Below are 24,749 nucleotides of genomic sequence, written 5' to 3' on the forward strand. Positions count from 1 at the left end.
GTCAGTCCTGTTTCCAGGACTCCAGCCGGTCCTTCACGCGGCCGAGCACCTCGGAGGCGAGAGCTCCGTCGAGTACGCGGTGGTCGAAGGCGAGCGAGAGGGTGAAGAGCGGCGCGATCACGACGTCGCCGGCCCGGGCGACGGGGGTGTCGACGATCCGGCCGATGCCGAAGCCGAGCGTGCCGGAGATCATCGGGTAGATGGCGCGGACCGGTTCGCGCCCCACCGAGGTCACCGAGAAGGTGCCCTGGAGGGCGGCGCGCTTGACCGGGTCGCGCAGCGCCGCGCGGTAGACCAGGCGGGAGAGCGGCAGCGGCATCCGCTGGAGCTTCAGCATCTGGCGGTACGGGCCGGCGTCGTCCACCGGCGCGTCCTTGTAGGTGTCGACCACGGCCTGGATCTGCTCGGTGGACTTCGCCCCGGCGTCCGGCACGGTGCCGGAGACCACGCAGCGCTGGCCGTCCACGGTCTTGTCCAGCAGCACCTTGGCCGAGACCCCGGGGGTGACGGCCAGCCGGGGGCGCAGCGCGCCGCCCTGGAGCAGGGCGCGCGCGTCCGGGTAGTCGGCGACCACGTCGGCGGCGGCCTTGACCACCATGCTCACGTAGCCGATCCGGCCGTCGGAGGCGGTCCGGGCGTCCCGCATCAGGGTGGCGTCCACGTCGGTGTCGAGGTACACGTGGCAGGTCCGGCGGGCACCGCCGTGCAGGAAGGTCCAGGTGCCGCGGCGGGCCGCGGGCAGGTCCCGGAGGACGACGCTCATGCCGCCACCCCGCCCGGGTGGGCGACCAGCGCGGCTATCGCGCCGGCGGTCTCCGCGTCCATGAAGCGGTCGTAGTCCAGCGGCTGCCCCGTCTCTCGCTCCAGGTAGACCAGGACGCGCATCTGGTTGACCGAGTCCCAGTTCTCCAGGTCGTGGAGCGGGGCGTCGAGGGCGACCTCCTCGGGCTCCAGGCCGAGCAGCTGCCCGAGGGCCTCGGCGACGATCAGCTCAGCGGACATGGAGGACTCCCTCGTCGTTGGTGATCCGGATCCAGGCGGGCGGTTCGGCCAGGCCGGTCAGCGGGTGCCGGAAGGCGGCCGTGCCGTCCTGCTCGGCGGTGGTGGCGAAGCCCAGCGATGGGTAGAAGCCGGCGAACCGGGTGTTCTTGGCGCTCGGTACGTACCGAGCGGTGACGGCCGGCGCCCCCGCGGCGGCGGCCGCCCGCAGCACCAGGCCGACGATCGCGTCCTCGACTCCGCGCGAGAACGCGCGGCAGCTGAGCACGAAGTTGCCGATCGACCAGGCGCCGTCCTCCTCCCGCTCGATCGCGAGCGCGGCGATCAGCCCGTTGTCGCCGTACCGGTCGGCGAGGCGGGCACCGAAGAACGCCGGGCCGCCCGCCAGGTCGCCGTAGCGGATCCCGGTCAGGTTGAACTGGTTGGTCTTGCCGAAGAGTTGGACGATCCGGGCGGAGTTGAGCGGGCCGGCCGGCTCCAGCGTCAGCTCGGAGCCGAGGGCGGTCAGATATTCCGTCAGATCTCCTGCGGTGGCGGCCAGTTCGGCGCGCTGGGAGCGTTCCCGGTAGAGCCGGGTGCGCTCACGGTCCTCGCCGGTCAGCCGCAGCAGGTTGAAGTCGCCGCGGGCCGCCAGCAGGGAGGCGTAGCGCGCCGGGTCGGCCGGCAGCTCGACGGTGGTCACCTCCGGCCGCAGCTCGCGCATCAGGCCGCGCTCGACCGGGTTGTCGTCGACGAACACCATCGCGTCGGCGCCGATGTTGAGCTCGGCGGCCAGTGCGCGGACGGAGTCCGGCTTGGGCTCCCAGGTGGCGTGGACGGCGACGAAGTCGTCCGGCCGCAGCACCATCTCCGGATGGGTGGCGATCGCCTCGCGGGCCACCGCGTCGTCGTTCTTGGACGCGACCGCGAGCATCACGCCCTGCGTCATCAGGTCCCGGGCGAGCTGCTGGAGTTCGCGGTGCGCCGAGCCCGGGTAGGAGCCGCCGATGCGCAGCGCCCCCACCCCGTCGTCGCCGACCACGCCGCCCCACAGGGTGTCGTCGAGGTCGAGGACCAGGCACTTGGCGGCGCGGCCGAGGTCGGCGCGGGCCACCCGGGTCAGCTCCTCGGCGTAGGCGGCGAGGAACTCGGGCGCCCAGACGTGCGCCGCGACGTGCCGCATCCGGTCGCCGCCGAACAGCGCGCCGGCGTGTGCGGCGACTCCTTCGTGGGAGAGGACGACCACGCCGTCCCGGCGCTCGGCCAGGCCGAGTACGGCGGCGTTCATCCGCTGCCAGGCGGCCTCCAGCCGGGCCTTGCCCCGGTAGTCGATCACCCTGTCGCGGCGCAGCGGCGACAGCGGCACGGTGCACAGCACGGTGAGCCCGCCGAGCGCGGACTGCGCGGCCGCCGCCCAGGCGTCGAGCTCCTCGGCGAAGGCCTCGCAGCGGCGCTCCACCTCGGCCGGGTCCAGCGGGTCGGCGACGCCCTCGAAGACGGCGCCGTCGTCCAGCAGCAGGGCGGTGATCCGGGGCGAGAGGTCGGCGAGTTCGGGCGCGCCGGCCAGGATCTCGAAGCGCCACTGGTTGAAGCCGGCCGAGCGGATCCGCGGCAGCAGGCCTTCCCGGATCATGACGGCGGTCAGCAGGTTGGGCAGCTGGTCCAGCGTGGCGTTGCCGAGCAGGGCCACCCGCTGCTCCACCAAGGTGTCGGCGGTGGCGAGTTCGGCGAGCTGGGCCGGTCCGGTCAGCAGGGCGCCGGCCGACTCCAGGCCGAGCACCTCCTCGATCTCCCCGAGCAGCGCCCGCACCTGGGGGGCGGCGTCGCCGAGGCCTTCGCGGCGCAGCGCGCGCAGCTTCTTGAGGACGTCAGCCGACACGGCCGGCCTCCTCGGCCCGGTGCCGCAGCGCCAGTCCGGACACCACCCACTTGGAGGACTCGATGGTGGTGACCAGCAGCCGGCCGCCGACCCCGATGCCCGACTCGATCCGCTTCAGCGCGCGGCCCAGCTGGATGAAGGGCAGCGCGTTGCCGTTGTTGCCGGTGTCCGCGACGCAGCTGACCTCCTGGTCCGGGCGGACCCCGAGGTGGGTGCGGATGCGCTCCGTCATCACGCCGTTGAGCTGCGGCGGCAGGACGTGCTCGACCTCGGCGACCGGCCAGCGGGTGGCGGCCGACAGCTCGGCCAGCACCGAGGCGGCCAGGCCCGGGACGTGCTCCTCGATCGCCTTGTAGTCCTCGTGGCTCATCGCCTCGCGGACCTCGGTGCCGTCCGGGCCGGGGACCAGCGGGGCACCGTCGGCGCCGTACCAGCGGACGATCTGGGCCGGCGCGCGGTCCTTGCCGACGGTGCGCAGCACCATGTGCTCGACCACCAGGCCGGGGCCGTCGTCGTCGGCCTCGACCACGGCGGCGCCGGCTCCGTCGCCGAACAGCGCGAAGTTGGCGAGCTCGGCCGGGTTGATGGCCTTGAGGCCCTGCTCGGAGGGCCAGAGCTTCTCCACCGAGTCGGCGCCGATCACCAGGCCCCGGCGGTGCCCGGCGGCGAGCAGGCCGCGGGCGGTGTAGAGGCCGGTCAGGGCGCCGGCGCAGCCGGAGGTGAGCTGGAAGGTGGGCAGGTCGTTGACGCCCAGGCGGTCCGCGACGAGGTTGACGGTCGCGGGCATCAGCTGGTCCGGGGAGGCGGTGCACAGGACCAGGAAGTCGAGGTCGGAGGGGTTCAGCCGGGCGGCGGCGAGCGCGCGCTCGGCGGCGGCCGTGGCCAGGTCCCCGGTGTTGCGGTAGGTGCCGTCGGCACCGCAGAAGTAGCGGCTGCGGTTGCCGGTCATCCGGTCGAGCCACTTCTCGTGCAGTCCGAAGCGCTGCGCCATGTCCCGGTTGGTGACCGGGGCGCCCGGCAGTACTTCGCTGAGGGCGGTGAGTCTCAAGGTCAGGCCCCTTGGTCTGGTGGGTGTCCGGCGGCCGTGCGGTGCCGACGGTCTCTGAGGTCGCCGCCACCGTAGGAAGGCGGACTCGGCGGCGACTTGAGGCGGTCAGGAGGCGGTCAGGAGGCGACGAGCGCCTTCGCGTTCTGCTCGTCCACCGGGTCGACCGGGTGCGGGACGCTGATGACCTTCTCGAACATCACGTACTTGAGCGGCAGCTTGTTGAGGGTGGAGAACCGCAGCCGGCGCAGCGCGACCCCGAGCGGGGTGTGCTGGGCCAGGGCGGCCTCCTGCATCCGCTGGAACCCGGTGACCTTGCTCTTGTGCGCCTTGCGGGTGGCGACGAAGCCGTCGAAGACGTGCGCGGGCACGGTGCCGCCGCGGGCGCCCCTGGCGAGGGCCGCGGCGATCACCGGGGTGATCGTCACGACGTCCTGGATGGCCAGGTTGACGCCCTGTCCGAGGATCGGGGTGCAGGTGTGCGAGGCGTCGCCGATCAGCACCAGGCCGTCGCGGGTCCACTGGTCGACCTCGGCGGTGAAGATCTCCAGGAAGCCGGTGTCGTCCCAGGAGAGCAGGTGCTCGTCCACCGGCCGGCGCAGCCGCGGGTCGATGGCCGCGATGCCGTCCCGGAAGGCCTCGATGCCGCGCTTGCGCAGCTCGCCGAAGCCCCGCTTGGGCAGGTTGTGGCCGACCCGCAGGAAGTCGGGGAAGGTCGGCAGGACGACCAGGTGGCGGTCGCGGTCGACCACCAGCTCGGCGGCGTTGCCCCAGCCGGCCGGGCGGGGCAGCTTGAAGGAGACGAAGTCCCGCTCCATCGGCTGGATGTGGGCGGACAGCCCGGCCTCCTTGCGGACCTTGGAGAACCGGCCGTCGGCGCCGACCACCAGGCGGGCCCGGATGGTGAACCGCTCGCCGCCCTGCTGCTTGAAGACGGCGCCCTTGATCGCCCCGTCCTCCTCCAGCAGGCCGGTGCAGCCGGTGCCGAAGAGGTAGTGGTGGTTGGGCCGGCGGGCCGCCTCGTTGAAGATCCCGATCAGCGCGGGCTGCGGGATGTCGATCGGGAGGGTCCGGCCCGCGAAGCGGCCGTAGTCCACGGTGAGGACCTCGCGGCCCTCCATCCGCATGGAGACGGCGGTGGTCTCCAGGTACCCGTGCTCGGCGAGCGCGGGGCCGAAGCCGAGCTTGTGGAGGGTGACCACCGAGGGGGCGGCCAGGGTCTCGCCGCGGAAGTCGCGGTCGAGGTGGTGCTGCTTCTCCACCACCACGACGTCGATTCCGCGGCGGGCCAGCAGCGCGCCGAGCAGCGCGCCGGCCGGCCCGCCGCCGACGATCAGGACGTCCGTCTCGGCAGGGATGGTCACGGCTTCTCCTTGGGATCGGGGCGGCCGGGGCCCGGGTTTCGGCCCGCGCCGGTCCCCGTACGCTACGGAGCCGCCCTCGGAGTGAACTCGCGCCGTTCCATGACGAGTTCACGTGCGCCATGGAGTTCTCAGACGAACAGCGGGACGGGGTTGAGGTCCTCGTACGCGGTCGCCCGGGCCAGCCGGCCGAGCGCGACCGGCACGTCGAACAGCCGCCCCGGGGCGAAGCGCGCCCAGAAGTGCCGCAGGCCGGGGACGACCACCCGCACCACCGGCAGGCCGACGTCGGGGCGGCTCTGGTTGAGCACCAGCAGGTCCAGGCCGTGCGCGCGGAGCAGGTCGGCGGCGGCGGTGACGTCCTGGCCGAGGTCGCTGCTGCGCCGGTAGTTCCAGTCGGCGGGGCGGCGGGCCGGGACCAGCGGATCGCCCGTCAGGTAGGGCTGGTTGGCGACGGTCGCCGAGCGCCACCAGGCGCGGGCCTCCGGGTCGTCGGAGCGGTAGCCGGTGCCGTCCGCGCGGGCGTCGCAGGCGGCGGGCAGCAGTTGGGCCATCTCGGTGGCGGCGCGGCGCAGCGCGACCCGCGGGTCGTGGTGGGCGCCGAAGCCGAAGACGATGTCCTCGGCGGGCTTGTCGGTCCGTCTGGAGAGCACCGCGAACACGGGGATGCCCAGGTCGGAGGTCAGGTCCAGGGCCCACACCTCGCGGGCGAGCCGTCGGCAGCCGTCCGTCAGCCGCTCCAGGTACGGCTCCGCGAAGGCGTCCAGGTCGACCAGCGGCTGGCGGGTGCGGTTGTACCACCAGAGCGCGACCGCGTCCCGCTCGACGAGTTCCAGGAAGCCCTGCAGCACGGCGTCCTCGGCGCTGGCGCCGGCCGCGTTGCCGTTGGAGTCGGCGCGCAGCGCCTCCGCCGGGCCGGTGCCGCGGTGGGAGGGGTAATAGAGGAGGCAGGTCGGCAGCAGGCGGCTGCGCTGCTCGGTGAGCGACCAGACCGGGCTCCACTCCACCGGCCGGTCCTCGTCGAAGCGGGGCGGCACGTACTGGAAGGCCGAGTGGCGGGCGTTCCACCGCTCCCGCTCGGCGAACTGCCGCTCGTCGTACAGCTGGACGGCGTTGGGGTGGACGGCCTCCGGGCCGAGCGAGCTGTACGGGGCGAGGACCACCGGCTCGTCGCCCTGCCGGGTGCCGCAGTAGCGCTCCACCGCCTCGCCGAGCGCGCTGGTCTTGGCCTCTGCGTCGGTGGTGCCCTTGCCGCCGCTGAGCGTGCGCAGGCCGGTGCGCAGCCCGGCGAGGGTGTGCGCCCCCATCGCGATGTTGCTGCCGGAGACGTAGGACTGGATGAACCCGGGGCTGCGCGGGTCGCGCCGGACCTCCTTGACGATGCCGGTGACCGGGCTGATCAGGTGCCCGTAGCGGTCCAGCATCTGGTCGTGGGTCAGCGCCCGGTGGCCGGTGCCCTGTTCGGCGGCCTTGGTGCGCTGGGCGGGGACGAACGGGGCGCGGGCCATCGCGGTACCCAGGCCCGGGTCCCCGCAGTCCACGCACTGGGGGCGGCGGCGCACCGGGTGCGCGGTCAGCCGGAGCGTGACGGTGTCCAGGGTGTGCACCGCGCTCTGCCCCGGGTAGCGGATGCCGGCCAGCCACTTGGCGGCCTCCATCACCATGGTGTTGAGGGCCATCGCCCGGCTGGCCGGGAGGGAGGCCTCCGGGCCGCGCAACGGCCGGTCCAGGCCGAGCCGCTCCTGGACGGTGGACTCGCTGCCCCGGTGCTGCCCGAGCCGCACGGCCAGGCAGGACCAGCAGGGCGAGTCGTCCCCGGGCCGGAACAGCGGGCCGACCCACGGCTCGGCGGCGAACGGCCGGCACAGCAGCCAGGAGCGCCCGCTCTCGCGGTGGGCGGCGTCCACCTCGCGCAGCAGCGGGGAGAGGTAGTCGTCGCAGATCACCAGGGACAGGTCGGCCTCGCCGGTGCCGACGGTCAGGCCGGAGGCCGCGCAGGCCGCCGCGAGCGGCTGCGGGTCCTGTCCGGAGAGGTTGACGATCCGCACCGAGGAGCGGGTCAGCCGCTCGGTGGCGCTCTCGCAGTCCAGTCCGGACAGGTCCCAGTACGCCCGTGAGGCCGGGTCCGCGGCCGTCGGCCCGTCGGCGGACCGGCCGTCGGCGGAGCGGGCCCGCAGCAGTCCGGCGGCGGCGAGCCGGCGCAGCGAGTCGACGGCCTGCTCCTCGCTCAGCAGCGGCGCGGCCTCGCGCAGCACCTCCGGGATGCTCCGGGTGCCGTCCAGCAGCGGCGCCAGGACCTCGGCGTGCGTCCCGCGCAGCGCGGTGATCCCGCGCTCGGACACCAGGAAGGCGCCCTCCCCCGGCACCACGGTGGTGTGCAGGTGCGCCTTGAAGCCGATGAGCAACCCGTCGTCGCCCGTCAGCTCGTCCCCCGTCAGCTGTGTCATAGCGTCTCCCCCGATGGCCACCAGGACCCCCTCCTGCGCGTGCCCGACTCCGTCTCGAGGAATTCTTGAGATCCGGGGTCGCGGCAGACAGTGCGGCAATCACTGGCACACCGTGAGAACTTCACTTGACTCAAGGCGTCCACGAGGTCCGGCGCCCACCATTCGGGGGAGGAAGTACCGACCTAGTTGGAGGAGGTCGCGCATGTCTTCTCGTGCCCGAGTCCCGTTCTTACGGATCGCTCTGCGCGCGGGCTATCGTGTGCTGGCGCTGTTCGGGAGCCTGTGGGTGTTCCACCCGGCGGCCATCGACGCCGCCCTGGCCGTTTCGGTGGTGCCACCACCGAGGCCGGAGCCCCCGCCCCCGCCGCGCTGGCCACTGGCCGACGTCGCGCCGGGGCACCCCGAGCGACTCTGCCCGGAACAGGAACTGACGCCGCTGGAACGGGCGTTGGAGCAGGACCTGTGGGAGACGGCGTGATCGCGGCGGACAACGTCGCGGTGTGTCACGTCGCGGCGGGCCGCGTCGCGGTGTCAGATCCAGCCCTGCTCGCGGGCGATCCGCACCGCGTCCACCCGGTTGCGGCCGCCGAGCTTGGTGACGATGGTCGTCAGGTAGTTGCGCACCGTGCCGACCGACAGGAACAGCCGGGAGGCGATCTCGTCGGCCTCGGCGCCTTCGGCGGCCAGTTTGAGCACTTCGGTCTCCCGCGCGGTCAGCGGGTTGCTCGCGGTGTCCCAGGCGGCGAAGGCCAGCTGGCGGTCGATCACCCGCTCGCCCAGCGAGACCCGGCGGATCGCGTCGGCCAGCCGGGCCGGCGGGGCGTCCTTGAGGATGAAGCCCGAGACGTGTGCCTCCAGCGCACGGCGGAGGTTGCCCGGTCTACCGAGGCTGGTCAGGATCAGCGTGCGGCAGCTCGGCAGCTTCTGGTGGATCAGGCCCGCCGCGGTCAGTCCGTCGGTGCCCGGCATGTCGATGTCGAGGACCGCGACGTTCGGACGGTGCTTGAGCACCGCCGGGAGGATGTCGTCCCCGTGGTCGACCTCGGCGGCCACGTCGATGTCCATCTCGAAACCAAGCAACGCCACCAGCGCACCTCGGATCATGTGCATGTCCTCGGCCAGCACAACAGTGATCACTTGCGGCTCCCCCTGCGCCCGAATTGGTGAGACACCCTCACAAAGGGCAGCCGATGGTAACTCGACGGAGCCGCCGTCGGGTGACCGGCACGCCAAATATCACGTCCGCCGTAGCGATCCGTCCCGATTCACCGCAGTCTGTCCCGGCCCCGGAACGGCCGTCCCGAAGGAGTTTTCCCCCGTGAACGTCGTCGCCACCGTCGCATCGTCCCTCGTCATCCTCGAATTCTCGCTCCAGGCCCTCGGCATGCTCACCCACATGCCGGCCCAGCTCGACCAGTTCCAGGCCGTGACCGGCCACCGCCCGAGCCGTCGGCTGACCCTGGCCCTCGGATCGCTCAGCGCCGCGAGCGTGGCGGGAGCGGTCGCCGGGTTCTGGGAGCCGGGCTGGGCGGTGGCGGCCGGCACGTACCTGACCGGTTTCACCGGGGTGATGCTGGGGATCCAGCTGCGCCGCGGCAACCGGGGCATGCTGCTCAACACCGGAATCCTGTTCTTCGCGTCCGCGCTGCTGATGCTGCTCGGCCGGGCCCTGGGCTGACCGGGAGCGCCCCTGAGGCTCAGACCGCCTGCGACAGCTCAGACCGCCTGCGGCACCCGGCCCGGGACCAGCTCGCCCGAGAAGGGCAGGTCCAGGGCCGGATCGCCGGCCAGGATCGCCTGCTGGAGCCGCCGCAGCCGGGCCGAGGGCTCGACCCCCAACTCCGACACGAGCACGTGCCGAAGGCGCTGGAAGGACTCCAGCGCCCTTCCGGTGTGTCCGGCCCGGTAGAGCGCGGTCATCAGCTGGGCGCACAGGTTCTCGTGCATCGGGTGCCGGGCGACGAGGGTGAACAGCTCGCCCAGCAGCTCGGTGTGGCGGCCCAGTTCGAGGTCGGCGCCGATCCGCTGCTCCAGCGCGGCGGCGCGCTCCTGCTCCAGCGCCGAGGCCTCCAGCTCCAGCGCCCGGCCGATCTGGACGTCCATCAGCGCCGATCCCTGCCACAGCGCCAGCGCGCTGTCGTACAGGGCGGCGGCGGTGCGTACGTCCCCCGCGTCGTACGCACCCCGCGCGCTGCGGGCGAGCTGGCGGAACTCGTGGACGTCGACGCGGTCGGGCGCGACCTCCAGGGCGTAGCCGCCGTGCCTGGTCACCAGGATGCTCTTGGCGTGCCGGGGGTCGGCGCCGAGCGCCGCGGTGATCCGGCCGCGCAGCTGGAGGATGTAGGTCTGGAGCGTGGTGGAGGCGCTGCGCGGGGCGTGGTCGCCCCACAGTTCCTCGCAGATCGTCCGGACGGGCACGACGCGGCCGGCGTTGAGCGCCAGCAGCGCCAGGATCTGGCGGGGCTTCGCCGCGCTCGGCACCACCGAGCGCTGGTTGAGGTGGGCCGACAGCTGGCCCAGGAGTTTGATGTCCATGCCGAAGTCTCCTTGCGGGAAACGGTCGTGGGCCTCCCCTCCAGGGGAGCCCGACTAGGCCCCGAGTCTGGTCGAAGGCGGTGCGAAGGCCCAGGTAGCGGCTCACGACTGCGCATAGGAACGGTTCACGGTCGACGGTATGAATCCGTCACTGGTGCGTGTGGGTACCGGCGCGGCAAGCTGGACCGTCCCCTCGACGCTAGGACCCCCCACCATGCCTGTTCCGCACTCGACGGACGTTCACGCGACGGTGATTCAGGACCTCCGCTCCCTCCGCGAGGACGTCGTCCTCGACTCCGGCCCCGACGGACTGCGCGTCCGCACGCCCGGCGGCGGCGAGGTCCGGGTGCGGGGTGCGGGCAGACTCGTGCGCGAGCTGCTCTGGCGGATGAGCCTGGGGCCGGTCCTGCTGGAGAACGTGCTCGACGCCGGCCCCTGGCCGGAGGAGGAACTCGCCGAGGCCGAACGGGTGTTGGCCGCGCTGGGCGACCTGGTGATCCACTCGCTCGCGGTGGACGGCTTCCGGGTGCTGCTGTCGGTGGTGCCGACCGAGCGGGGCTCGTCGTTCCGGCCGTCTCCGATCCTGCCGGAGGCCCCGCTGCGGCTGTCCCGGTTCGCCGTCTTACGCACCGACGGCACCGACTTCCTGCTGGAGTCCCCGCGGGCCCCGTACCGGGTCGAGCTGCACCGGCCGGAGGCGCTGTACGCGCTCGGCTCGCTGGCCAGGGCGGCGCTGCCCTCGAAGGCCTCGGCCGCCTCGGCCGCGCGGTCGATCCCCTCGGTGGTCGTGCTCGGGGTGCTGCGCTACCTGGTCGCGGCCGGAATGCTGGTGGTCGCCGGGCCGGACGGCGCCGGGTTCGCCGAGGACACCACGGGCTGAGCCGGGCGCTCCGGGCACACCTCAGGGGCGTGAGCCTGTGCTCACGCCCCTGGAGTGTGTCCGGGCCCGGTCTCAGGCCCGGTCTCAGGCCCGGTCGCGCACCATGAGGAGCAGCTCGTCCGGGTCCTCCGGCGGGCCCGGGATCATGCCGTTGGCGGTGAATCCCTCCGAGAGGTAGAGGGACCTGGCGCGGAAGTTGTGCGGCCGTACGTCCAGCCAGACCCGGTCGGCCCCGTGCGCCTCGAAGGCCCGGTCGACCGCGGCGCGGAACAGCTCCCGGCCCAGGCCGAAGCCCTGGAAGCCGGGCGCCAGCACGATCCGGCGCAGCTCGACGTGGCCGCCGCCGAACGCGAGCCCGGCGAGCACCACGAAGCCGGCCGACTCGCCGCCCGCCTCGGCGTACAGGTGCTCCTGGTCCGGGTCGGCGAGCGCCCGCTCGTGCCAGTCGAGGCCCTTGACGCCGAGCCAGTGGGCGGCGGTGCGGTCGGACTCGAAGCGGGTGCAGGCGGCCAGGTCGGCGGCGGTGGTGTGGCGGACGCTCAGCCGGCCCGCCCGCGCCGGAAGTCCGGCGAGGCGGGCCGACCGCCCGCTGACGACGTCAGTCACGGGCGATGCTCCCCGCGCCGTTCGACGCCTCGGCCATCGCGATCGCGATCTTCCGGGGGCCGGCGAACGGCTCGCGGCCGTGCGCGGTCAGCATGTTGTCGATGACCAGCAGGTCGCCCTGCCGCCAGTCGTAGCGGGTCCAGGCGGAGCGGTAGGCCTGCTGGAGGTGGGCGATCACGTCGTCCGGGATCACGCCGCCGTCGCCGTAGTAGGTGTTGCTGGGCAGCTCGTCCTCGTCGTACATCTCGCGCAGGCCCGCGCTGTACTCGGCCGGGAGCGTGGTCACGTGGAAGAACGTGGCGTGGTTGAACCAGACCTTCTCCCCGGTGACGGGGTGGCGGTGGACGGCCTGGCGGACCGCCCGGGTGTGCAGCCCGTCCTCGCCGAGCCACTCCACCCCGATGTCCTGGCCCGCGCAGTAGCGCTCGACCTCGGCGCGGTCCTTGGTGTCGTAGTAGTACTGCCACGTGCCGCCCATGTCCTGGCCGAGGAAGTTGCGCACGTACATCCAGCCGCGGCGCTCGAACTCCTCGCGCACCGACGGGTCGATCGCCTGGTAGACCTTGCGGACGTCGGCCAGCGGGGTGGCACCCTGCTCGGTGGCCTCGGCGAGGCAGGTGAAGTACACCAGGCCGGGCCAACTGAGCTGGTACGAGCACTCGTTGTGCAGGAAGATCTCCTCGGTGTTGGGGTACTCGGTGGAGGTGTACACCTGGCCCTTGATGTTCGTGCGCGGCGAGGAGCGCTCGCTGTAGTGCAGCGGGGCGCCGGACAGCGCGCGCACGGAGGCGTCGAGGTTGTCCACGCCGCCCTCCTTGAAGCCGCGGAACAGCACCGCGCCCGACTCGGTGATCAGTTCGCGGATCCTGTCCCGCTCGGCGGCGATCAGCTCGGGGACGGTGGTGCCCCCGTCGGCCTCGATGACGGCCGGGAGGGCGCCCGGTATCTCGGTGACAAGCATGGTTCTCCAGCCATTTCGTGGAACGGATGCGTGGAACGGATTCGTGGAACGGGGCGGGTGGTGGCGGCCCGGCGGTGTGGGGCCCGCGGGCCGGTCCGAGGCGGGGCTCGGGAGTTCACTCCGCGGTCGGCAGGAAGCCTTCCGCGGTCAGTCCGCGCCGCTCGCGGACGGCGGTGGACCGGACCAGCCGGGCCAGCGCCAGGTCGAGCACACCGAGCCCGAACGGGGAGAAGACGATGACCTTCTCCGGGTCCCGGCGGAACTCGGCGGCGCCGCGGACCAGGGCGCCGATCTCGGCGTCGACGAACGCGCGGTCGCCGACGAGCTGTTCGGTCAGGTGCAGCGAGGTCTGCTCGCGGCAGACGTGGTCGGTGTCGTCGACGACGTTGTGGTGCGCCACGATCGCCTCGGGGACGATGTCCCGCAGCGACACGTGCAGCACCACCGTGCCGGGGTCGCAGAGCCGCAGGTCCATGTGCGGCTTGGCGGCGGTGGTGGCGATCGACACCAGCGGCCGGCCGGCGAGCGCCTCGGCCGCCGAGTCGGCGACGGTGACGCTCAGGCCGGGCGCGACCTCGGCGGCGCGCTCGGCGAAGGCGGCGGCCCGCTCCGGGCTCAGGTCGTACAGCACCGCGGAGCGCAGCGAGGGGACGGCCACCGACAGGTACTTCAGCACCTGGAGGTTGATCGGGCCGAGCCCGATCAGGCCGACGCTCTCCGCCTCTCCGTTCTCCAGCAGCACGCTCGCGGCGAGCGCGGCGCTCGCGCCGGTGCGGGTCGCCGAGATCAGCGAGCCCTCGATCAGGGCCTCCGGACGGCCGGTGGCCAGCGAGTTGAGCACGATCGCCGCGCTGGCGCGGGGCAGCCCGGCGGCGAGGTTGCCCGGGAAGGAGGAGACCCACTTGAAGCCGGCCACGGCGGCGTCCTCGCCGTCGCCTTCACCGTCGCCGTCCAGGAAGGCCGGCAGGCCGATGATCCGGTCGCTCGGCTGCTCGGGGAAGCGCAGGAACACCGAGTGGGGAAGGGCGGTGCGGCCCTCGTCGTGCAGCGCGTAGGCGGCGCGGACCGCCTCCAGGACCTCCTTCTCGCGGTGGGCGAGGATGTCACGGACCTCGTCGTGCCCGATGATCAGCAACGTACAGCTCCTGCCGTGTCCGTGGTGCCCGTGGTGTCCGGGGCCTCCCACAGGTGGGAGACCTCTCCGAAGTTCCGGTGCACCCATTCGTCCGAGTAGATGGTGTCGAGGTAGCGGTCGCCGCCGTCCGGGAAGACCAGCACGCAGTTGGCGCCGGGCTCGATCCGGTCCTTGATCCTGGCGAGCGCGGAGACCGCCGCCCCCGAGGAGCCGCCGGCCAGGATCGCCTCGGTGGCGACCAGCCGGCGGCAGCCGACCACGCACTCCAGGTCGGAGACGTGGACCACCTCGTCCGGCAGGCTCCGGTCGAGCAGCGGGGGCACGATGGAGGCGCCATGGCCGGGGATCAGCCGCTTCGCCGAGGCGTCCCCGAAGAGCACGCTGCCGACGGCGTCAACCGCGACCAGCTTGGTGGACAGGCCGTGCTTGCGGATGTAGGCGCCGGCGCCGGTCATGGTGCCGCAGGTGGAGGCGGGGCTGAAGAGGTAGTCGACCTCGCCGTCCAGCGCGTCGACCACCTCCCGCATGGTCTCCTCGTGGGCGGCCGGGTTCAGCGGGTTGGCGTACTGGTTGGGGCTGTAGGCGTACGGGTTGGCGGCGAGCAGCTCCTTGACCCGGCGGATCCGGGCCGGCAGGTACTCGCCGTCCGGCTCGGGGACGGAGACCATCTCGATGGTCGCGCCGTACGCCCGCAGGATGGCCAGGTTCTGCGTGGTGGTCTTGGCGTCCACCACGCAGATGAACTGGAGGCCGAAGTAGCGGCAGATCTGGGCCATGCCGATGGCGAGGTTGCCGGAGCTGGACTCCACCACGACGGACAGGCCGGGGATCAGCTCGCCGGAGCGGATCTTGCCGAGCAGCATGTTGAGTCCGGAGCGGTCCTTGATGCTGCCGCCCGGGTTGAACCGTTCGACCTTGGCGAAGACCCGGAAGCCGGAGCCGCGCATCAGTCCGTCCAGTTCGACCAGCGGTGTGCGGCCGATGGTGTCGAGGATCCCCTTCGCCGGTCCGGTGCTCACACCGTCTCCCGGGAGAGGCCGGCCACCGCGTGGGCCGGCACCGGGGTGACGGCGGTCGGGCGGCTCGGGGCCCCGTCCTCGTCGGCCGGCGTCGACTCCGAGAGGTCCGGCAGCCAGGCCAGCCAGCGCGGCAGGTACCAGTTGGACTCGCCGAGCAGGGCCATCACGGCCGGCAGCAGCAGGCCGCGGATGACGGTGGCGTCCAGCAGGACGGCGACGGCGAGGCCGAAGCCCATCTCCTTGATCGACTGCACCGAGAGGGTGCCGAAGATCGCGAACACCCCGACCATGATCAGCGCCGCGGCCGAGATGACGCCCGCGGTGGACTTCAGGCCCTCGGCGATCGCGGTCCTGGTGTCGGCGCCCCGGTCGTGGATCTCGCGGATCCGGGAGACCACGAAGACGTGGTAGTCCATCGAGAGGCCGAAGAGGATCACGAAGAGGAACAGCGGCAGCCAGGAGGCGATCGGGCCCTCGCTGTGACCGCCGATCGCCTTCAGCGCGAAGCCGTCCTGGAAGACCAGCACCAGCACGCCGTAGGCGGCGCCCACCGAGAGCAGGTTGAGCACCATCGCCGTGATGGCGATGGTCAGCGAGCGGAACATGGCGATCATCAGCAGGAAGGCGAGGACCAGGACGAACGCCAGCACCGGGAAGACGGACTTGGAGAGCTGGGCGTTGAAGTCCACCGACTGGGCGGTCGGACCGGTGACCGCGGCCTCCACGCCGGAGACCGAGCGGAGGGTGTGCGGCAGGACCGAGCCGCGCAGGCTGTCCAGCGCCTCCAGGCTGGCCTTGTCGGTGCCGGTTCCGGCGATCGGGACGTCCAGGACGAGGACGCCGGTGCCCTGGTGGTCGGTGACGGTGATCGGGTCGAACAGCTTGCCGCTGGCCACGGCCTGGGTCTTGAAGTCGGCGACCGCCGCGGTGACGGCCCCCTGGTCCGCGCCCTTGGTGTCGACGACGACCCTGGCCATCGCGGAGTTGCCCGGGAAGCGCTCGTCCAGGTGGATCGCGGCCTGCGCCAGCGGGGCCTTCGGGTCGAGGTCCTGGGCGACGCCCGGCATCGCGGTCTTGATGTGGGTGACCGGGATCGCGAGCAGCGCCAGGGCCAGCACCGCGACCAGCGCGGAGGCCAGCGGGAAGCGCAGCACCCGGGCGGTCAGCGCGCCCCAGAAGCGGTTCTCGCCGTTGGCGGCGGCGCGGCGCTTGGCGATGAACGGGATCCGGCCCTTCTCGACCCGGTCGCCGAGCAGCGACAGCAGCGCCGGGAGCACGGTGACCGAGCCGGCCACGGCGACCACGACGGCGGCGATCGACGCGACGCCCATCGCCTTGAAGGTGGCGATGCCGGTGAGGAACATGCCCGCCATGGCGGCCACCACGGTCAGGCCGGAGACCACGACGGCGCGGCCCGAGGTGGCGGCGGCGATGGACAGCGCGGTGATGTTGTCCCGCCCGGCGGCCCGCTCCTCACGCGCGCGGCGCAGGTAGAAGAGGCTGTAGTCGACGCCGACGGCCAGGCCGACCAGCATCAGCACGACGTTGGCGTTGAGGTCGGTCGGCACCGCGTGGGTGGTGAGCGCGAGCAGGCCGTACGCCGCGGCGGTCGCGGTGAGCGCCAGGACCACCGGGATGACGCTGGCCAGCAGCGCGCCGAAGGCGACCAGCAGGATGCCGAGCGCCAGCGGGACGGCCGCCCACTCGGCCTTCGCCAGGTCGGTGTTGAAGATGCCGGTCATCGCGTCCTGCGCGGTGGCCTGGCCGTACGTCTCGAAGCTGACGCCCTGGTGCTTGGCGCCCACGGCCTTGACCGCGTCCAGGACGGCCGGGATCTCCTTGGCCGCGTCCAGCCGCTCGCCGGACATGGTGTAGTTGACCAGCGCGGCGTGGTTGTCCTTGGCCACGGCGCCGCTGTCGTATGGGGACTTGACCTCGATGGTCTTGCCGGTGCCCTGGATCGCCGTGATCACGTCCGAGACGGCGCTCTTGAACTCCGGGCTGTCCGCCGTGCTGGAGTCGCTGGTCAGCAGGACCAGCTCCTGCGCGGGCGACGGGATGCCGGCGTCGGCCAGGATCTGCGCGGCCCGGCCGGACTCACCCACCCCGTTGTCGACGTCGTTGCTCTGGACGGAGCCGGTCGCACCGCCCATCGAGGCCAGGACGACGAAGGCCAACCACGCGATGACGGCCGCCCATCGGTGTCGTACGCTCCAGCCGCCGATCGCGGCGGCGATGCCTTTCCTCTGTGCCACGGGGATCTCCTCCTGGGGGAATACAGGTCATCCGACCCCAGCAAGCCTGACGTCGGCCGCTCGGGCGGGACTTGAGCCAGACGGGTCAACCGTCCAGGCCCGGCACGGGAGTTCGACGGCCCCAGATCGCCAGTGCGGTCCGGCGGTCCACCGCCGTCGCCGCCCGGGTGTCGCGCACCGAGCCGACGTGCTGCTCCTGGAGCGCGACCGCCCCCTGGCAGCCGTCCGCCAGCGGCAGGCAGTGGAAGCTCCAGGACGGCTCGTTCACCGGCCGGCCCTCGACGGTGCGCAACTCGGCACCGCCCTCCGTCAGTTGGAAGCCAAACTCGGTGAAGGGGAAGTACATCCCCTGGCCGAGCGCCTTGGTGTACGCCTCCTTGAGCACCCAGGTGCGCAGCAGCGCCCGCTGGTACTCCTCCTCGGGCCGCCCGACGAGTGCGGCGAGCTCGGCCCGGGTGCAGATGTGTCGGTCCAACTCGGCGATGGAGGGCGCCCGTTCGGCCGGTTCCACGTCCACGCCGATCCGGCCGAGCGAGGTCAGCCCGATCAGCAGGAGGTCGGCCGAGTGGCTCATGCTGATGTCCACCTGGTCGAAGCCGCGCACGTACGGGCGTCCGCTGATGTGGTAGCCGAACTCCACGTGCCCGGGGCTGACCTTGAGGGCGGTCGCGACGGCGCAGCGCAGCAGCACCCGGGAGGCCGCGAAGCGGTTGCGGACGGCCGGGCTCCTGGACTCCTGGTACTGGTCCCAGTCCGGGCCGAGGAGTTCGCGCAGCCGCGGTCCGGCCGGCTGCTCGCGCTCCCAGCGGCTGAGCGAGGCCTGGAGCAGGCCGACGCCCCCGGTCCGCAGGTCCTCCGCGAGCGCCTCCCACGGCCCTTCCGGCCCGGCCACCAGGTGGACGGGCGGCAGCGGCCGGACGGCGGCGCCGGGATCGGCGGGTCTCATCGCACTGCCTCCGCTCACCCGGCCAACTCGGCTTCGTAAAGGTCGAATCCGGCCCGCTCGGCGTAGCGGCGTTCGAGCTCCGCCAGCACCCGGTCCTGGGCCTCGGCCGGGACGGCCGGGCCGGGGCGGCCGATCCGGCGCAGGATCCGGTCGAAGGCCAGCACCAGCCAGTCCGGCTCGGCCAGGAAGCCGCCGTCAGCCTCCTGCCAGACGCCGAGGCAGCAGGCCGCGGCCAGCATCAGCGCGTAGCGCTCGGTGAGCGGGAACGCCCGGGCGTCGCCGGCCGGGCCCTCCGGCAGGTCGCCGAGGGTGGCGGCCCTGGCCAGCAGTTCCTCCGCCTCGGCGGCGAACCGGCGCGCCTGCTGGTCGAGGGTCTCCCGGAGCGCGCCGTCGGCCGGGGCGCCGTGGACGTTCGAGGCGGCGAACTCCCCGCCGGCCACCGCCCGGTCGAGCAGCCCCCAGAGCCGGTCGGCGCCGCCGAAGCGGGCCAGCCGCTCCGGGTCGATGTCCGGGACGGGCAGGTCGGGCCGGAACAGTTCGGGCAGCGGCTGCGCCGTCCTGGCCAGCGGGTCGGCGGCCAGCAGCGGCAGGTAGGGCACCATCGCGGTCTGGCACACGGCGCTGCCGACGTGGCCGAAGCTGGTCGACTCCAGGTCGCGCAGGTGCTTGCGCAGCACCGCGTAGTGCGGGTCGCCGGTGTGGAAGGCGCCGCCGAGGATCGCCGACTGGTGGTGCATGCTCTCGCTGAGCAGCTTCGGCACCAGGTACTTGGCGGCGGCGGTCAGCACGTCGCACTCGTCCGGCAGCAGGTGCGGCGAGCGGGTGCCGGCCAGCGCCAGGCAGTCCGAGACCAGCAGGTCCACGAAGGAGCCGGCCAGCGAGGAGCGGATCTGCCGGCCCTTCAGCCGCTTGGGGCCGCCGGGGCCGAGGTCGAGGAAGAACCGCATGGTGCAGCGCAGCGCGGTGTCGCCCAGGCCGACCAGCATCGACGCGATGGTCGCGTTGATCAGCGGGTACGCGGCGGCGCCGACGGTCATGCCCTCGCCCCAGCGGCCGACCAGGGCCTCCGCCGGGACGGGGCAGTCGTCGAGTTCCATTCCGACCAGGTGCTGGCGGATGGAGACGGCGAAGCCGCCGCTGAGCCGGCGGTGCCAGTCGTCGTCCAACTCGGTGCGGTCGATCAGGAAGAGCGAGTGGCTGCCCTGCCCGTGCGGGTCGTCGGGGCGGGCGGCGGGGCCGCTTCCGTCGCCACCGCCGCTTCCGTCGCCACCGTCGCTTCCGTCGCTTCCGTCGTCGTCGACCGAGGCGTACGCGAGGACGAGCGCGGCGCGGTCCAGGTTGCTGATCGCCGGCTTGCGGCCGGACAGCCGGAAGCCGCTGCCGTCCCGGGTGGCCCGGAACTCCTCCTCGAAGAAGATGTTGGCGTGCTCCAGGTGGTGGCAGGCGATGGCCAGCCGGTCGCCCGCGAGCAGCGCCCGGGCGACCCGCCGCCGCTGCGCCGGGGTGCCGGCCGTCCAGGCGACGGTGGCGACGATCAGCGAGGAGAGCCCGCCGATCGTGGCCAGCCGGGCGTCCCGGCGGAACACCGGCCGGAAGACCGCCCCCGTGGCGTCGAACCCGTCCAGCGTGCCGCCCAGTTCGCGGGGCACGAAGTCGGCGTTGAGCCCGAGCCCGTCGTACCGCTTCAACGCCTCCGGCACCGTGGCTCCCGCCTCGTCGGCCGCCAGCACCGCCGCCAGGCCCACCGGATTGTCGGCGTCCCATGGGACGCCGAACGCCCGGTCGACGGCCGAGATCCGGGACCGGGTCTCGGCCCGTCGGTCCCTGCTCGGCTCCGCCCCCGCGTTCTCGATCGCGGTCGGCATGCCGGTCACCCCCTCGCGCTTCCGGTTCTTCGGAGGCCCCACGGTGCACCGGCGTGCTTGAGCTGATCTGGAGGGCGGGTTTCGAACACCGGCATGAGGGATTCATAGGAGGGGGGTGATGAGGGCACTGTCCGGGGAACACCGGCCGCCGGAAGAATCCTCGGTGTCGACAGGATCGACGCCCCGAACCGGCTGAACCGCCGCATCCGAGAGGAAGCCCCAGTGATCGACGCTCTGCGCACCCCCTCCTTCTGGTCCGAGGACGTCCGCGAGCAGGCGGGGGCCGGTGCCCAGCCGACGCTGCTGATCGAGCACCTGTATGACGGCCTCGACGCCGAACCCGTCTTCATCTGCTTCCGCGCCGACTCCTGACCGCACCGCATCGCACCCGCATCGCACCGACGAGGGGTCGGCCGATTTCCGGCCGACCCCCGAAGGCGTTCGTGGACGATCTTCCCCCAGTGCCAACCCACTTGTGTTCACATGGTGTTGATGTTCGAGGACATCACCGGACGCGCTCAGGATCGTGCCCTATGATCTGGCGCGACACGACCGGGGGCGGCCTGTGGGGGGAACGGCATGAGACGGCGGTTGGCGGAACTGTATGAGCGCGGCCCCGGTGAAGCTCCCGAAGCAGGGGGGGCTGAAGCCGGTGGAAGACCGGGGGGCGGGCCGGCGAACGGCACCGAAAACGGGGCCGGGATCGGCGGCGTCGACGTCCTGGCACCGCGACTGGCCCGGGGCGTCCTGCTGGTGACACTGGCCAGCTTCCTGCTGATCACCTTCCTGAACATCCTGGCGCTGGGCCTGAGCGGCCCGGTCGAGGCCCTCGGCATCGGCATCATGCTGCTGATCGCCGCCATCCAGCTGCGCCACTCGGCCACCGGCGCCGACCGGGCACCGACCCGGCTGAAGGCCGCCACCCTGGGCGCCCAGGCGGTGCTCACCTATCTGCCGATCGTCCTCTTCCACGCCAACTGGGGTTCGATGGCGGGATTCCTCGGCGCATCGGTCCTGCTCCTCGTCCCGGCCAGAAAGGCCTGGCCGCTGTTCGGCCTGATCGTGCTCAGCATGCTGGTCAATCCTGTCCTGGACGGGAAGGGACTGCTGGAATGCGTCTACATGGCCGAATCCACCATGCTCTGCGGCATCGCCGTCTTCGGCCTGACCCGGCTGGCCTGCATGGTGCACGAAGTACACGCGGCCCGCGGTGAACTGGCCCGGATGGCCGTCGCCAACGAACGGCTGCGGTTCGCCCGGGACCTGCACGACGTCCTCGGCTACAGCCTTTCCGCCATCACCCTGAAGAGCGAGCTGATCCACCGGCTCATCCCGAACAACCCGCGCCGGGCGATGGAGGAGACCGCCGAGGTGCTGACGCTCTCCCGGCAGTCGCTGTCCGACGTCCGGATGGTCGCGCGCGGCGTCCGCGACATGTCGCTGGAGCAGGAGATCTCCTCGGTCAGCTCGGTGCTCGGCTCGGCCGAGCTGAAGCTGGAGATCGAGGCCTCCCTCGGCGAGCTGAACCCTCAGGTCGACGGTGTGCTCGCGACCATCCTCCGGGAGGCCGTCACCAACGTGCTCCGGCACTCCAAGGCCACCACCTGCCGGATCGAGGCGGTGGCCCAGCACGGCTGGGCACGGCTGTGCGTGATCAACGACGGGGTGGACGCCCGCTACCGGGACACCTGCCCGAACAGCGGCAGCGGTCTGCGCAACATGGAACAGCGGCTGGCCGCGATCGGCGGCACCCTCTCCGCCGGCTGCGGCCCGGACGGCCGCTTCCAACTGCTGGCGAACGCCCCGCTCGACCCCTCCCGCCACCTCGCCGTCGTCGACTCCGGGGCGGCGGAGGAGGCGGTCTGAGACCGCGGCGCGCGGAACGCGAAGAGGCCCGGGTCGGAACCAGTCCGACCCGGGCCTCGGCGGTGGGCCGCCAGGGGCTCGAACCCTGAACCTACGGATTAAAAGTCCGCAGCTCTGCCAATTGAGCTAGTGCCCCGAGTTACATCTGCGTCCACGTCAGTCCACGTTTTCGCAGGTCACACAGTGTTGCGGCTTGCCTGTCGTCTACACCAGTCCACCTCGGTCCGCCCTCGGATCAGGCGGTTCCGTCCCCGCTTCATCCCCGCTCTATCCCCGCACCATCCCCGCGTTGGCCACCCGGTGGGCGGATGAACCGCTACCACTGACGGTGACCAGGGCCGATGCTGGGCCAGAAACTCGACGGCTTCGGATCTTCCAACACGAGGGGCGAGGATTTCACCCCCCCTGAGCGAACCAGGAACCAAGCTACCTGATCCCACTGGCCTGGCGCTTTGGACGGTACGGGCACCTGGACGCCCGCTGCCGAGGTACTGCGGGATGCCGTCGTCGCCTCATCCCGGTAGCCCCCTGGTTCGGCTGGCGCAGATCTCGCCCCAGCCCTCGCCTACTCCTCCTCGGCCGGTGCTCCGGCGTTCTGTCCGAGGGGCTGATCCGCGATGGCCCGGATCACGTCGTGGTACCACCGCGAGGGCAGCTCGCGGAGACCGGTGCCGGGCAGGCCGAGGTACGCCGCCGCGTAGCCGTAGGGCAGTGCACCCCGTTCCTCCAGGCCGAGCAGGTACTTGAGGAGCCGGTTGCGGCCCGCTTCGAGGACGCTCCCTTCCCCCTCGGCGCGGTGAACGCCAGCCTTCAGAAGCACGTGCTTCCAGCGGCTGGCGATCTGTTCCGGGGTCGATGCGCCGGGGAGCAGCGGGGCGGCATCGGGACGATCGGCCATCCAGGTGTGGAGGGCACGGTTGGCGGGCTGGGCGACGGGGATGGTCCGCGGGGTCTTGCCGAAGCCGATTCGAAGAAGGTACGGCGGGTTGTTCTCGTCGTGCAGGTCGGCGGTGTCGCTGTCCGGCTCGGTGCCGTCGTTGTCGAGGTGGTCGGTTTCGTGCTCCAGCGTGATGTCGTTGGCGTCGAGGTCGGCGATCTCGTGCAGCCGCAGGCCGGCGGTGATGGCGAGCTGGGCCAGGACCTCGTCGGCGGGTCCGAGGGTGTGTGCGGTGGACAGGACGGCTGTGGCCTCGTAGTTGGTCAGGATGGCGGGTTTGAGCATGCGTCTTCCCCTTGCGGTGGTCGTGGGTGTGCGGGCCCGTCTCAGACGGCGCCCTTTCTACCCGGCGGGCTGAGGTCTTCGGAGCGGCGGCCGAGGGGCAGTCACCGCTGGGGACGTTACGGCTGACCGGAGGGCCCCGCGCGGTGCGCGGTAGCCAGGTCGACGCACAGAGGGTCGCTGCACCTTGCGCGTGCCCGTCCTGCGGTGTCCCATTCGTCGGACTCGATCGTGATGCTGACGTCCCCGGTTCCGGCGAGGCTGCAATGGGCGTCTCGGATCAGGTCATCGAGCACTGTCTGGCGCAGAGCGCCCAAGCCGCGGTCGGCAACCTGGGCTGCGCTCCACGCGGCGCGGGCCACGTGAACCACCTCGGGCTCGTTGGGCATGGACGTCTCCTCGATGAGCTGGGTAGTGCGGTGCGGAAGGACGGGCTGAAGTCTCTCGCGGGCTACTGGCTCTCGTGTGGCCTGACGGGCCTGTAGAAGCCTTCTACGGGCCCGTCAGGGTGTCAGGAGTGGTGGGGCCCGGCCAGGGCCGGGATGGAGGGTAGAACGAGCGCCTGAAGGCCCTGGTTCCACAGCAGGGAGGGGTGGCCCTGGGCCTGGAAGTGGCGGGCCCGGTGTTCGGGGTGCGCCCACAGGTGGCGGATCGCTCGAATGACGTGGCCCTTGTTGAACCGCCACCAGGCTTGGGCGGGTGGCGCCGCCCAGTCGTGTTCGTTGGGGATCGCGTGCAGGGAGTTGCCGTCGGGTCCGACGATGTTCGCCACTTGGACGGTGATGGCTGGGGGTCGTGCGTCGAGGCTGAGCAGGAGCGCGGTCGCCTGCGGGAAGGCTCGGCGGATGCGGGAGGCGAGGGCGGCGGCCACGTCCGAGGCCGGAAGGCTGAGGAGGCGTCGGTGGCCGGCCAGCTCGATGACCGACAGGTGCGCTCCGAGCAGTACGGCGGGCAGCAGTCGGTCCGCCTTCTTCAGCCAGGACGGCTCGGAGGACAGCGCGGGGGCGCGCCGCCACAGCAGCGGCGGGGTCGGGTACCAGTGATCGCGGGGGTTCGCCCACAGGGCGTGGATGCGGCCGGAGGTGAGGGTGGCCTCGAACTCGATGGCGGCGGTCTCGGGGGCTCGGGTCCGGACTTCGGTGGCGAGGAGTTCGTAGGCGGTGACGGCGAGGGCCTGCTGGGCTTCGGCCTCACGAAGGAGCGCGCCTTGGAAGGCGTGGGCTGGATCGGTGCGTCGGCGGGGCGTAGGGCTGATCGGCACGAGAAGCGGCCTGGAGGGCGACATGGTTGTGGTCCTGGAGGGGTTGAGGCCGGGCCGGGGTGTGGCCCGGCGGGGTGTCAGTTGGCCGCGTGAAGCATGTCGTCGGCGAGGTCTTTCAGTCGCGTGCTGAGGGCCACCGCGGCTCGGACCTGGGCGGGCGTGTGGGTCTCGTTGTCCGGCGAGCAGTGCTCCGCGAACTGGCTGGCGATTTGAGTGAGTTGGTACATCGCCATCGGGTCGTAGGCCGGGATCGTCAGGCTCCAGCTGGAGGGGCCGATCCGGTGCGCGGTGCCGGCGCGGTAAGCGAGCAGTAGGCGGTCATCGCGTTCGTGGCCGGTGAAGTCGGTCGGCAGTTGGCTGGTCTCGGTCAGCCAGTCGCAGAACGGGCCCGGCAGGGTGAGCGTCTTCCGGGTGGTGGCGGGGGCGTGGTTGGCGGCCTGCTCGGCGTAGGCGTGGGCGTAGCCGAGGTGGCGGTCGGCCGTCGGGGTGCC

The 24,749-nt window shown here is 72.3% G+C and carries 24 protein-coding genes and 1 tRNA gene; 5 read left to right on the forward strand and 20 right to left on the reverse strand.

Annotated features, from left to right (window positions below; translation table 11 throughout):
• Nucleotide 1: 1 nt before the first annotated feature.
• The 6 genes from J0670_RS00360 to J0670_RS00385 form a co-directional block, all read right to left on the reverse strand.
• The gene (locus tag J0670_RS00360) at nt 2-763 is read right to left on the reverse strand and encodes a 2-oxo acid dehydrogenase subunit E2 (RefSeq protein WP_207808427.1); all 762 of its coding nucleotides are present in this window, start codon (nt 761-763) and stop codon (nt 2-4) included.
• The gene (locus J0670_RS00365; protein WP_207808429.1) at nt 760-1,002 is read right to left on the reverse strand and encodes an acyl carrier protein; all 243 of its coding nucleotides are present in this window, start codon (nt 1,000-1,002) and stop codon (nt 760-762) included. The genes J0670_RS00360 and J0670_RS00365 overlap by 4 nt, the downstream gene beginning before the upstream one ends.
• The gene (locus tag J0670_RS40130) at nt 992-2,857 is read right to left on the reverse strand and encodes an HAD family hydrolase (protein WP_207808430.1); all 1,866 of its coding nucleotides are present in this window, start codon (nt 2,855-2,857) and stop codon (nt 992-994) included. Before J0670_RS40130 ends, J0670_RS00365 begins: the two co-directional genes overlap by 11 nt.
• Complete coding sequence (locus tag J0670_RS00375) at nt 2,847-3,905, reverse strand: 3-oxoacyl-ACP synthase III family protein (protein ID WP_207808432.1); 1,059 nt, start codon at nt 3,903-3,905, stop codon at nt 2,847-2,849. The genes J0670_RS40130 and J0670_RS00375 overlap by 11 nt, the downstream gene beginning before the upstream one ends.
• Nucleotides 3,906-4,021: 116 nt before the next feature.
• Nucleotides 4,022-5,266, reverse strand: a complete 1,245-nt coding sequence (locus J0670_RS00380; protein WP_207808434.1) for an FAD-dependent monooxygenase — start codon at nt 5,264-5,266, stop codon at nt 4,022-4,024.
• Nucleotides 5,267-5,394: 128 nt separating this feature from the next.
• Nucleotides 5,395-7,710: a TOMM precursor leader peptide-binding protein gene (locus tag J0670_RS00385; protein WP_207808437.1), complete on the reverse strand. Its 2,316-nt coding sequence runs from the start codon at nt 7,708-7,710 to the stop codon at nt 5,395-5,397.
• A 202-nt stretch (nt 7,711-7,912) separates the two neighbouring features.
• Between J0670_RS00385 and J0670_RS00390 the strand changes: the two genes are divergently transcribed.
• The gene (locus tag J0670_RS00390; RefSeq protein WP_207808439.1) at nt 7,913-8,188 is read left to right on the forward strand and encodes a DUF6059 family protein; all 276 of its coding nucleotides are present in this window, start codon (nt 7,913-7,915) and stop codon (nt 8,186-8,188) included.
• A gap of 53 nt (nt 8,189-8,241) precedes the next feature.
• On the opposite strand, the gene J0670_RS00395 is transcribed toward J0670_RS00390, so the two are convergent.
• Nucleotides 8,242-8,847 (reverse strand): DNA-binding response regulator, encoded by a 606-nt coding sequence (locus J0670_RS00395; RefSeq protein ID WP_207808441.1) that lies wholly within the window; start codon nt 8,845-8,847, stop codon nt 8,242-8,244.
• Between the two features lie 181 nt (nt 8,848-9,028).
• Between J0670_RS00395 and J0670_RS00400 the strand changes: the two genes are divergently transcribed.
• Nucleotides 9,029-9,388: a hypothetical protein gene (locus J0670_RS00400; protein ID WP_207808443.1), complete on the forward strand. Its 360-nt coding sequence runs from the start codon at nt 9,029-9,031 to the stop codon at nt 9,386-9,388.
• Nucleotides 9,389-9,426: 38 nt separating this feature from the next.
• Here J0670_RS00400 and J0670_RS00405 read toward each other — a convergent pair whose 3' ends face one another.
• Nucleotides 9,427-10,245 (reverse strand): AfsR/SARP family transcriptional regulator, encoded by an 819-nt coding sequence (locus J0670_RS00405; protein ID WP_207808444.1) that lies wholly within the window; start codon nt 10,243-10,245, stop codon nt 9,427-9,429.
• 214 nt (nt 10,246-10,459) lie between these two features.
• On the opposite strand from J0670_RS00405, the gene J0670_RS00410 reads away from it, so the two are divergent.
• Complete coding sequence (locus tag J0670_RS00410; RefSeq protein ID WP_207808446.1) at nt 10,460-11,125, forward strand: hypothetical protein; 666 nt, start codon at nt 10,460-10,462, stop codon at nt 11,123-11,125.
• An 84-nt stretch (nt 11,126-11,209) separates the two neighbouring features.
• Here J0670_RS00410 and J0670_RS00415 read toward each other — a convergent pair whose 3' ends face one another.
• The 7 genes from J0670_RS00415 to J0670_RS00445 form a co-directional block, all read right to left on the reverse strand.
• Entirely contained in the window at nt 11,210-11,731 is a 522-nt protein-coding gene (locus J0670_RS00415; RefSeq protein WP_207808448.1) for a GNAT family N-acetyltransferase, read from the reverse strand.
• Nucleotides 11,724-12,692, reverse strand: coding sequence for a TauD/TfdA family dioxygenase (locus J0670_RS00420; protein ID WP_207808451.1), 969 nt, complete (start codon nt 12,690-12,692; stop codon nt 11,724-11,726). The genes J0670_RS00415 and J0670_RS00420 overlap by 8 nt, the downstream gene beginning before the upstream one ends.
• A 115-nt stretch (nt 12,693-12,807) precedes the next feature.
• Nucleotides 12,808-13,827, reverse strand: a complete 1,020-nt coding sequence (gene sbnB / locus J0670_RS00425; RefSeq protein WP_207808453.1) for a 2,3-diaminopropionate biosynthesis protein SbnB — start codon at nt 13,825-13,827, stop codon at nt 12,808-12,810.
• On the reverse strand, nt 13,821-14,846 hold the full coding sequence (gene sbnA / locus J0670_RS00430; protein WP_307806319.1) for a 2,3-diaminopropionate biosynthesis protein SbnA: 1,026 nt from the start codon (nt 14,844-14,846) through the stop codon (nt 13,821-13,823). Before sbnA ends, sbnB begins: the two co-directional genes overlap by 7 nt.
• Nucleotides 14,843-17,101: an MMPL family transporter gene (locus J0670_RS00435; RefSeq protein WP_307806320.1), complete on the reverse strand. Its 2,259-nt coding sequence runs from the start codon at nt 17,099-17,101 to the stop codon at nt 14,843-14,845. The genes sbnA and J0670_RS00435 overlap by 4 nt, the downstream gene beginning before the upstream one ends.
• A gap of 85 nt (nt 17,102-17,186) precedes the next feature.
• Nucleotides 17,187-18,047: a 4'-phosphopantetheinyl transferase superfamily protein gene (locus tag J0670_RS00440; protein WP_207808454.1), complete on the reverse strand. Its 861-nt coding sequence runs from the start codon at nt 18,045-18,047 to the stop codon at nt 17,187-17,189.
• A gap of 14 nt (nt 18,048-18,061) precedes the next feature.
• Nucleotides 18,062-19,912, reverse strand: coding sequence for an acyl-CoA dehydrogenase family protein (locus J0670_RS00445; RefSeq protein ID WP_207808455.1), 1,851 nt, complete (start codon nt 19,910-19,912; stop codon nt 18,062-18,064).
• 222 nt (nt 19,913-20,134) lie between these two features.
• On the opposite strand from J0670_RS00445, the gene J0670_RS00450 reads away from it, so the two are divergent.
• Entirely contained in the window at nt 20,135-20,284 is a 150-nt protein-coding gene (locus J0670_RS00450; protein ID WP_207808456.1) for a hypothetical protein, read from the forward strand.
• 381 nt (nt 20,285-20,665) lie between these two features.
• Complete coding sequence (locus J0670_RS00455) at nt 20,666-21,778, forward strand: histidine kinase (protein WP_307806321.1); 1,113 nt, start codon at nt 20,666-20,668, stop codon at nt 21,776-21,778.
• Nucleotides 21,779-21,841: 63 nt separating this feature from the next.
• Here the strand turns inward: J0670_RS00455 and J0670_RS00460 are convergent.
• The 5 genes from J0670_RS00460 to J0670_RS00480 form a co-directional block, all read right to left on the reverse strand.
• Nucleotides 21,842-21,913: transfer RNA gene (locus J0670_RS00460), tRNA-Lys, on the reverse strand.
• A gap of 430 nt (nt 21,914-22,343) precedes the next feature.
• On the reverse strand, nt 22,344-23,000 hold the full coding sequence (locus J0670_RS00465) for a hypothetical protein (RefSeq protein WP_207808458.1): 657 nt from the start codon (nt 22,998-23,000) through the stop codon (nt 22,344-22,346).
• Nucleotides 23,001-23,116: 116 nt separating this feature from the next.
• Nucleotides 23,117-23,386 carry a hypothetical protein gene (locus tag J0670_RS00470; protein ID WP_207808459.1) on the reverse strand — a complete coding sequence of 90 codons (270 nt, stop codon included), beginning with the start codon at nt 23,384-23,386 and terminating at the stop codon, nt 23,117-23,119.
• A gap of 122 nt (nt 23,387-23,508) precedes the next feature.
• The gene (locus tag J0670_RS00475) at nt 23,509-24,258 is read right to left on the reverse strand and encodes a hypothetical protein (protein WP_207808460.1); all 750 of its coding nucleotides are present in this window, start codon (nt 24,256-24,258) and stop codon (nt 23,509-23,511) included.
• Between the two features lie 77 nt (nt 24,259-24,335).
• Nucleotides 24,336-24,749, reverse strand: a 414-nt coding sequence (locus J0670_RS00480) for a hypothetical protein (protein ID WP_207808462.1), incomplete at its 5' end; no start/stop codon positions are given.

This window comes from Streptomyces sp. FH025 (assembly GCF_017427025.1).
Classification (GTDB): Bacteria; Actinomycetota; Actinomycetes; order Streptomycetales; family Streptomycetaceae; genus Kitasatospora.

Excerpts from the sequence above, each read along its gene's own strand:
- J0670_RS00360 (WP_207808427.1), bottom strand. The coding sequence starts at position 763 with ATGAGCGTCGTCCTCCGGGACCTGCCCGCGGCCCGCCGCGGCACCTGG.
- J0670_RS00365 (WP_207808429.1), bottom strand. The coding sequence starts at position 1,002 with ATGTCCGCTGAGCTGATCGTCGCCGAGGCCCTCGGGCAGCTGCTCGGC.
- J0670_RS00385 (WP_207808437.1), bottom strand. The coding sequence starts at position 7,710 with ATGACACAGCTGACGGGGGACGAGCTGACGGGCGACGACGGGTTGCTC.
- J0670_RS00390 (WP_207808439.1), top strand. The coding sequence starts at position 7,913 with ATGTCTTCTCGTGCCCGAGTCCCGTTCTTACGGATCGCTCTGCGCGCG.
- J0670_RS00405 (WP_207808444.1), bottom strand. The coding sequence starts at position 10,245 with ATGGACATCAAACTCCTGGGCCAGCTGTCGGCCCACCTCAACCAGCGC.
- J0670_RS00410 (WP_207808446.1), top strand. The coding sequence starts at position 10,460 with ATGCCTGTTCCGCACTCGACGGACGTTCACGCGACGGTGATTCAGGAC.
- J0670_RS00420 (WP_207808451.1), bottom strand. The coding sequence starts at position 12,692 with ATGCTTGTCACCGAGATACCGGGCGCCCTCCCGGCCGTCATCGAGGCC.
- J0670_RS00440 (WP_207808454.1), bottom strand. The coding sequence starts at position 18,047 with ATGAGACCCGCCGATCCCGGCGCCGCCGTCCGGCCGCTGCCGCCCGTC.
- J0670_RS00445 (WP_207808455.1), bottom strand. The coding sequence starts at position 19,912 with ATGCCGACCGCGATCGAGAACGCGGGGGCGGAGCCGAGCAGGGACCGA.
- J0670_RS00465 (WP_207808458.1), bottom strand. The coding sequence starts at position 23,000 with ATGCTCAAACCCGCCATCCTGACCAACTACGAGGCCACAGCCGTCCTG.
- J0670_RS00470 (WP_207808459.1), bottom strand. The coding sequence starts at position 23,386 with ATGCCCAACGAGCCCGAGGTGGTTCACGTGGCCCGCGCCGCGTGGAGC.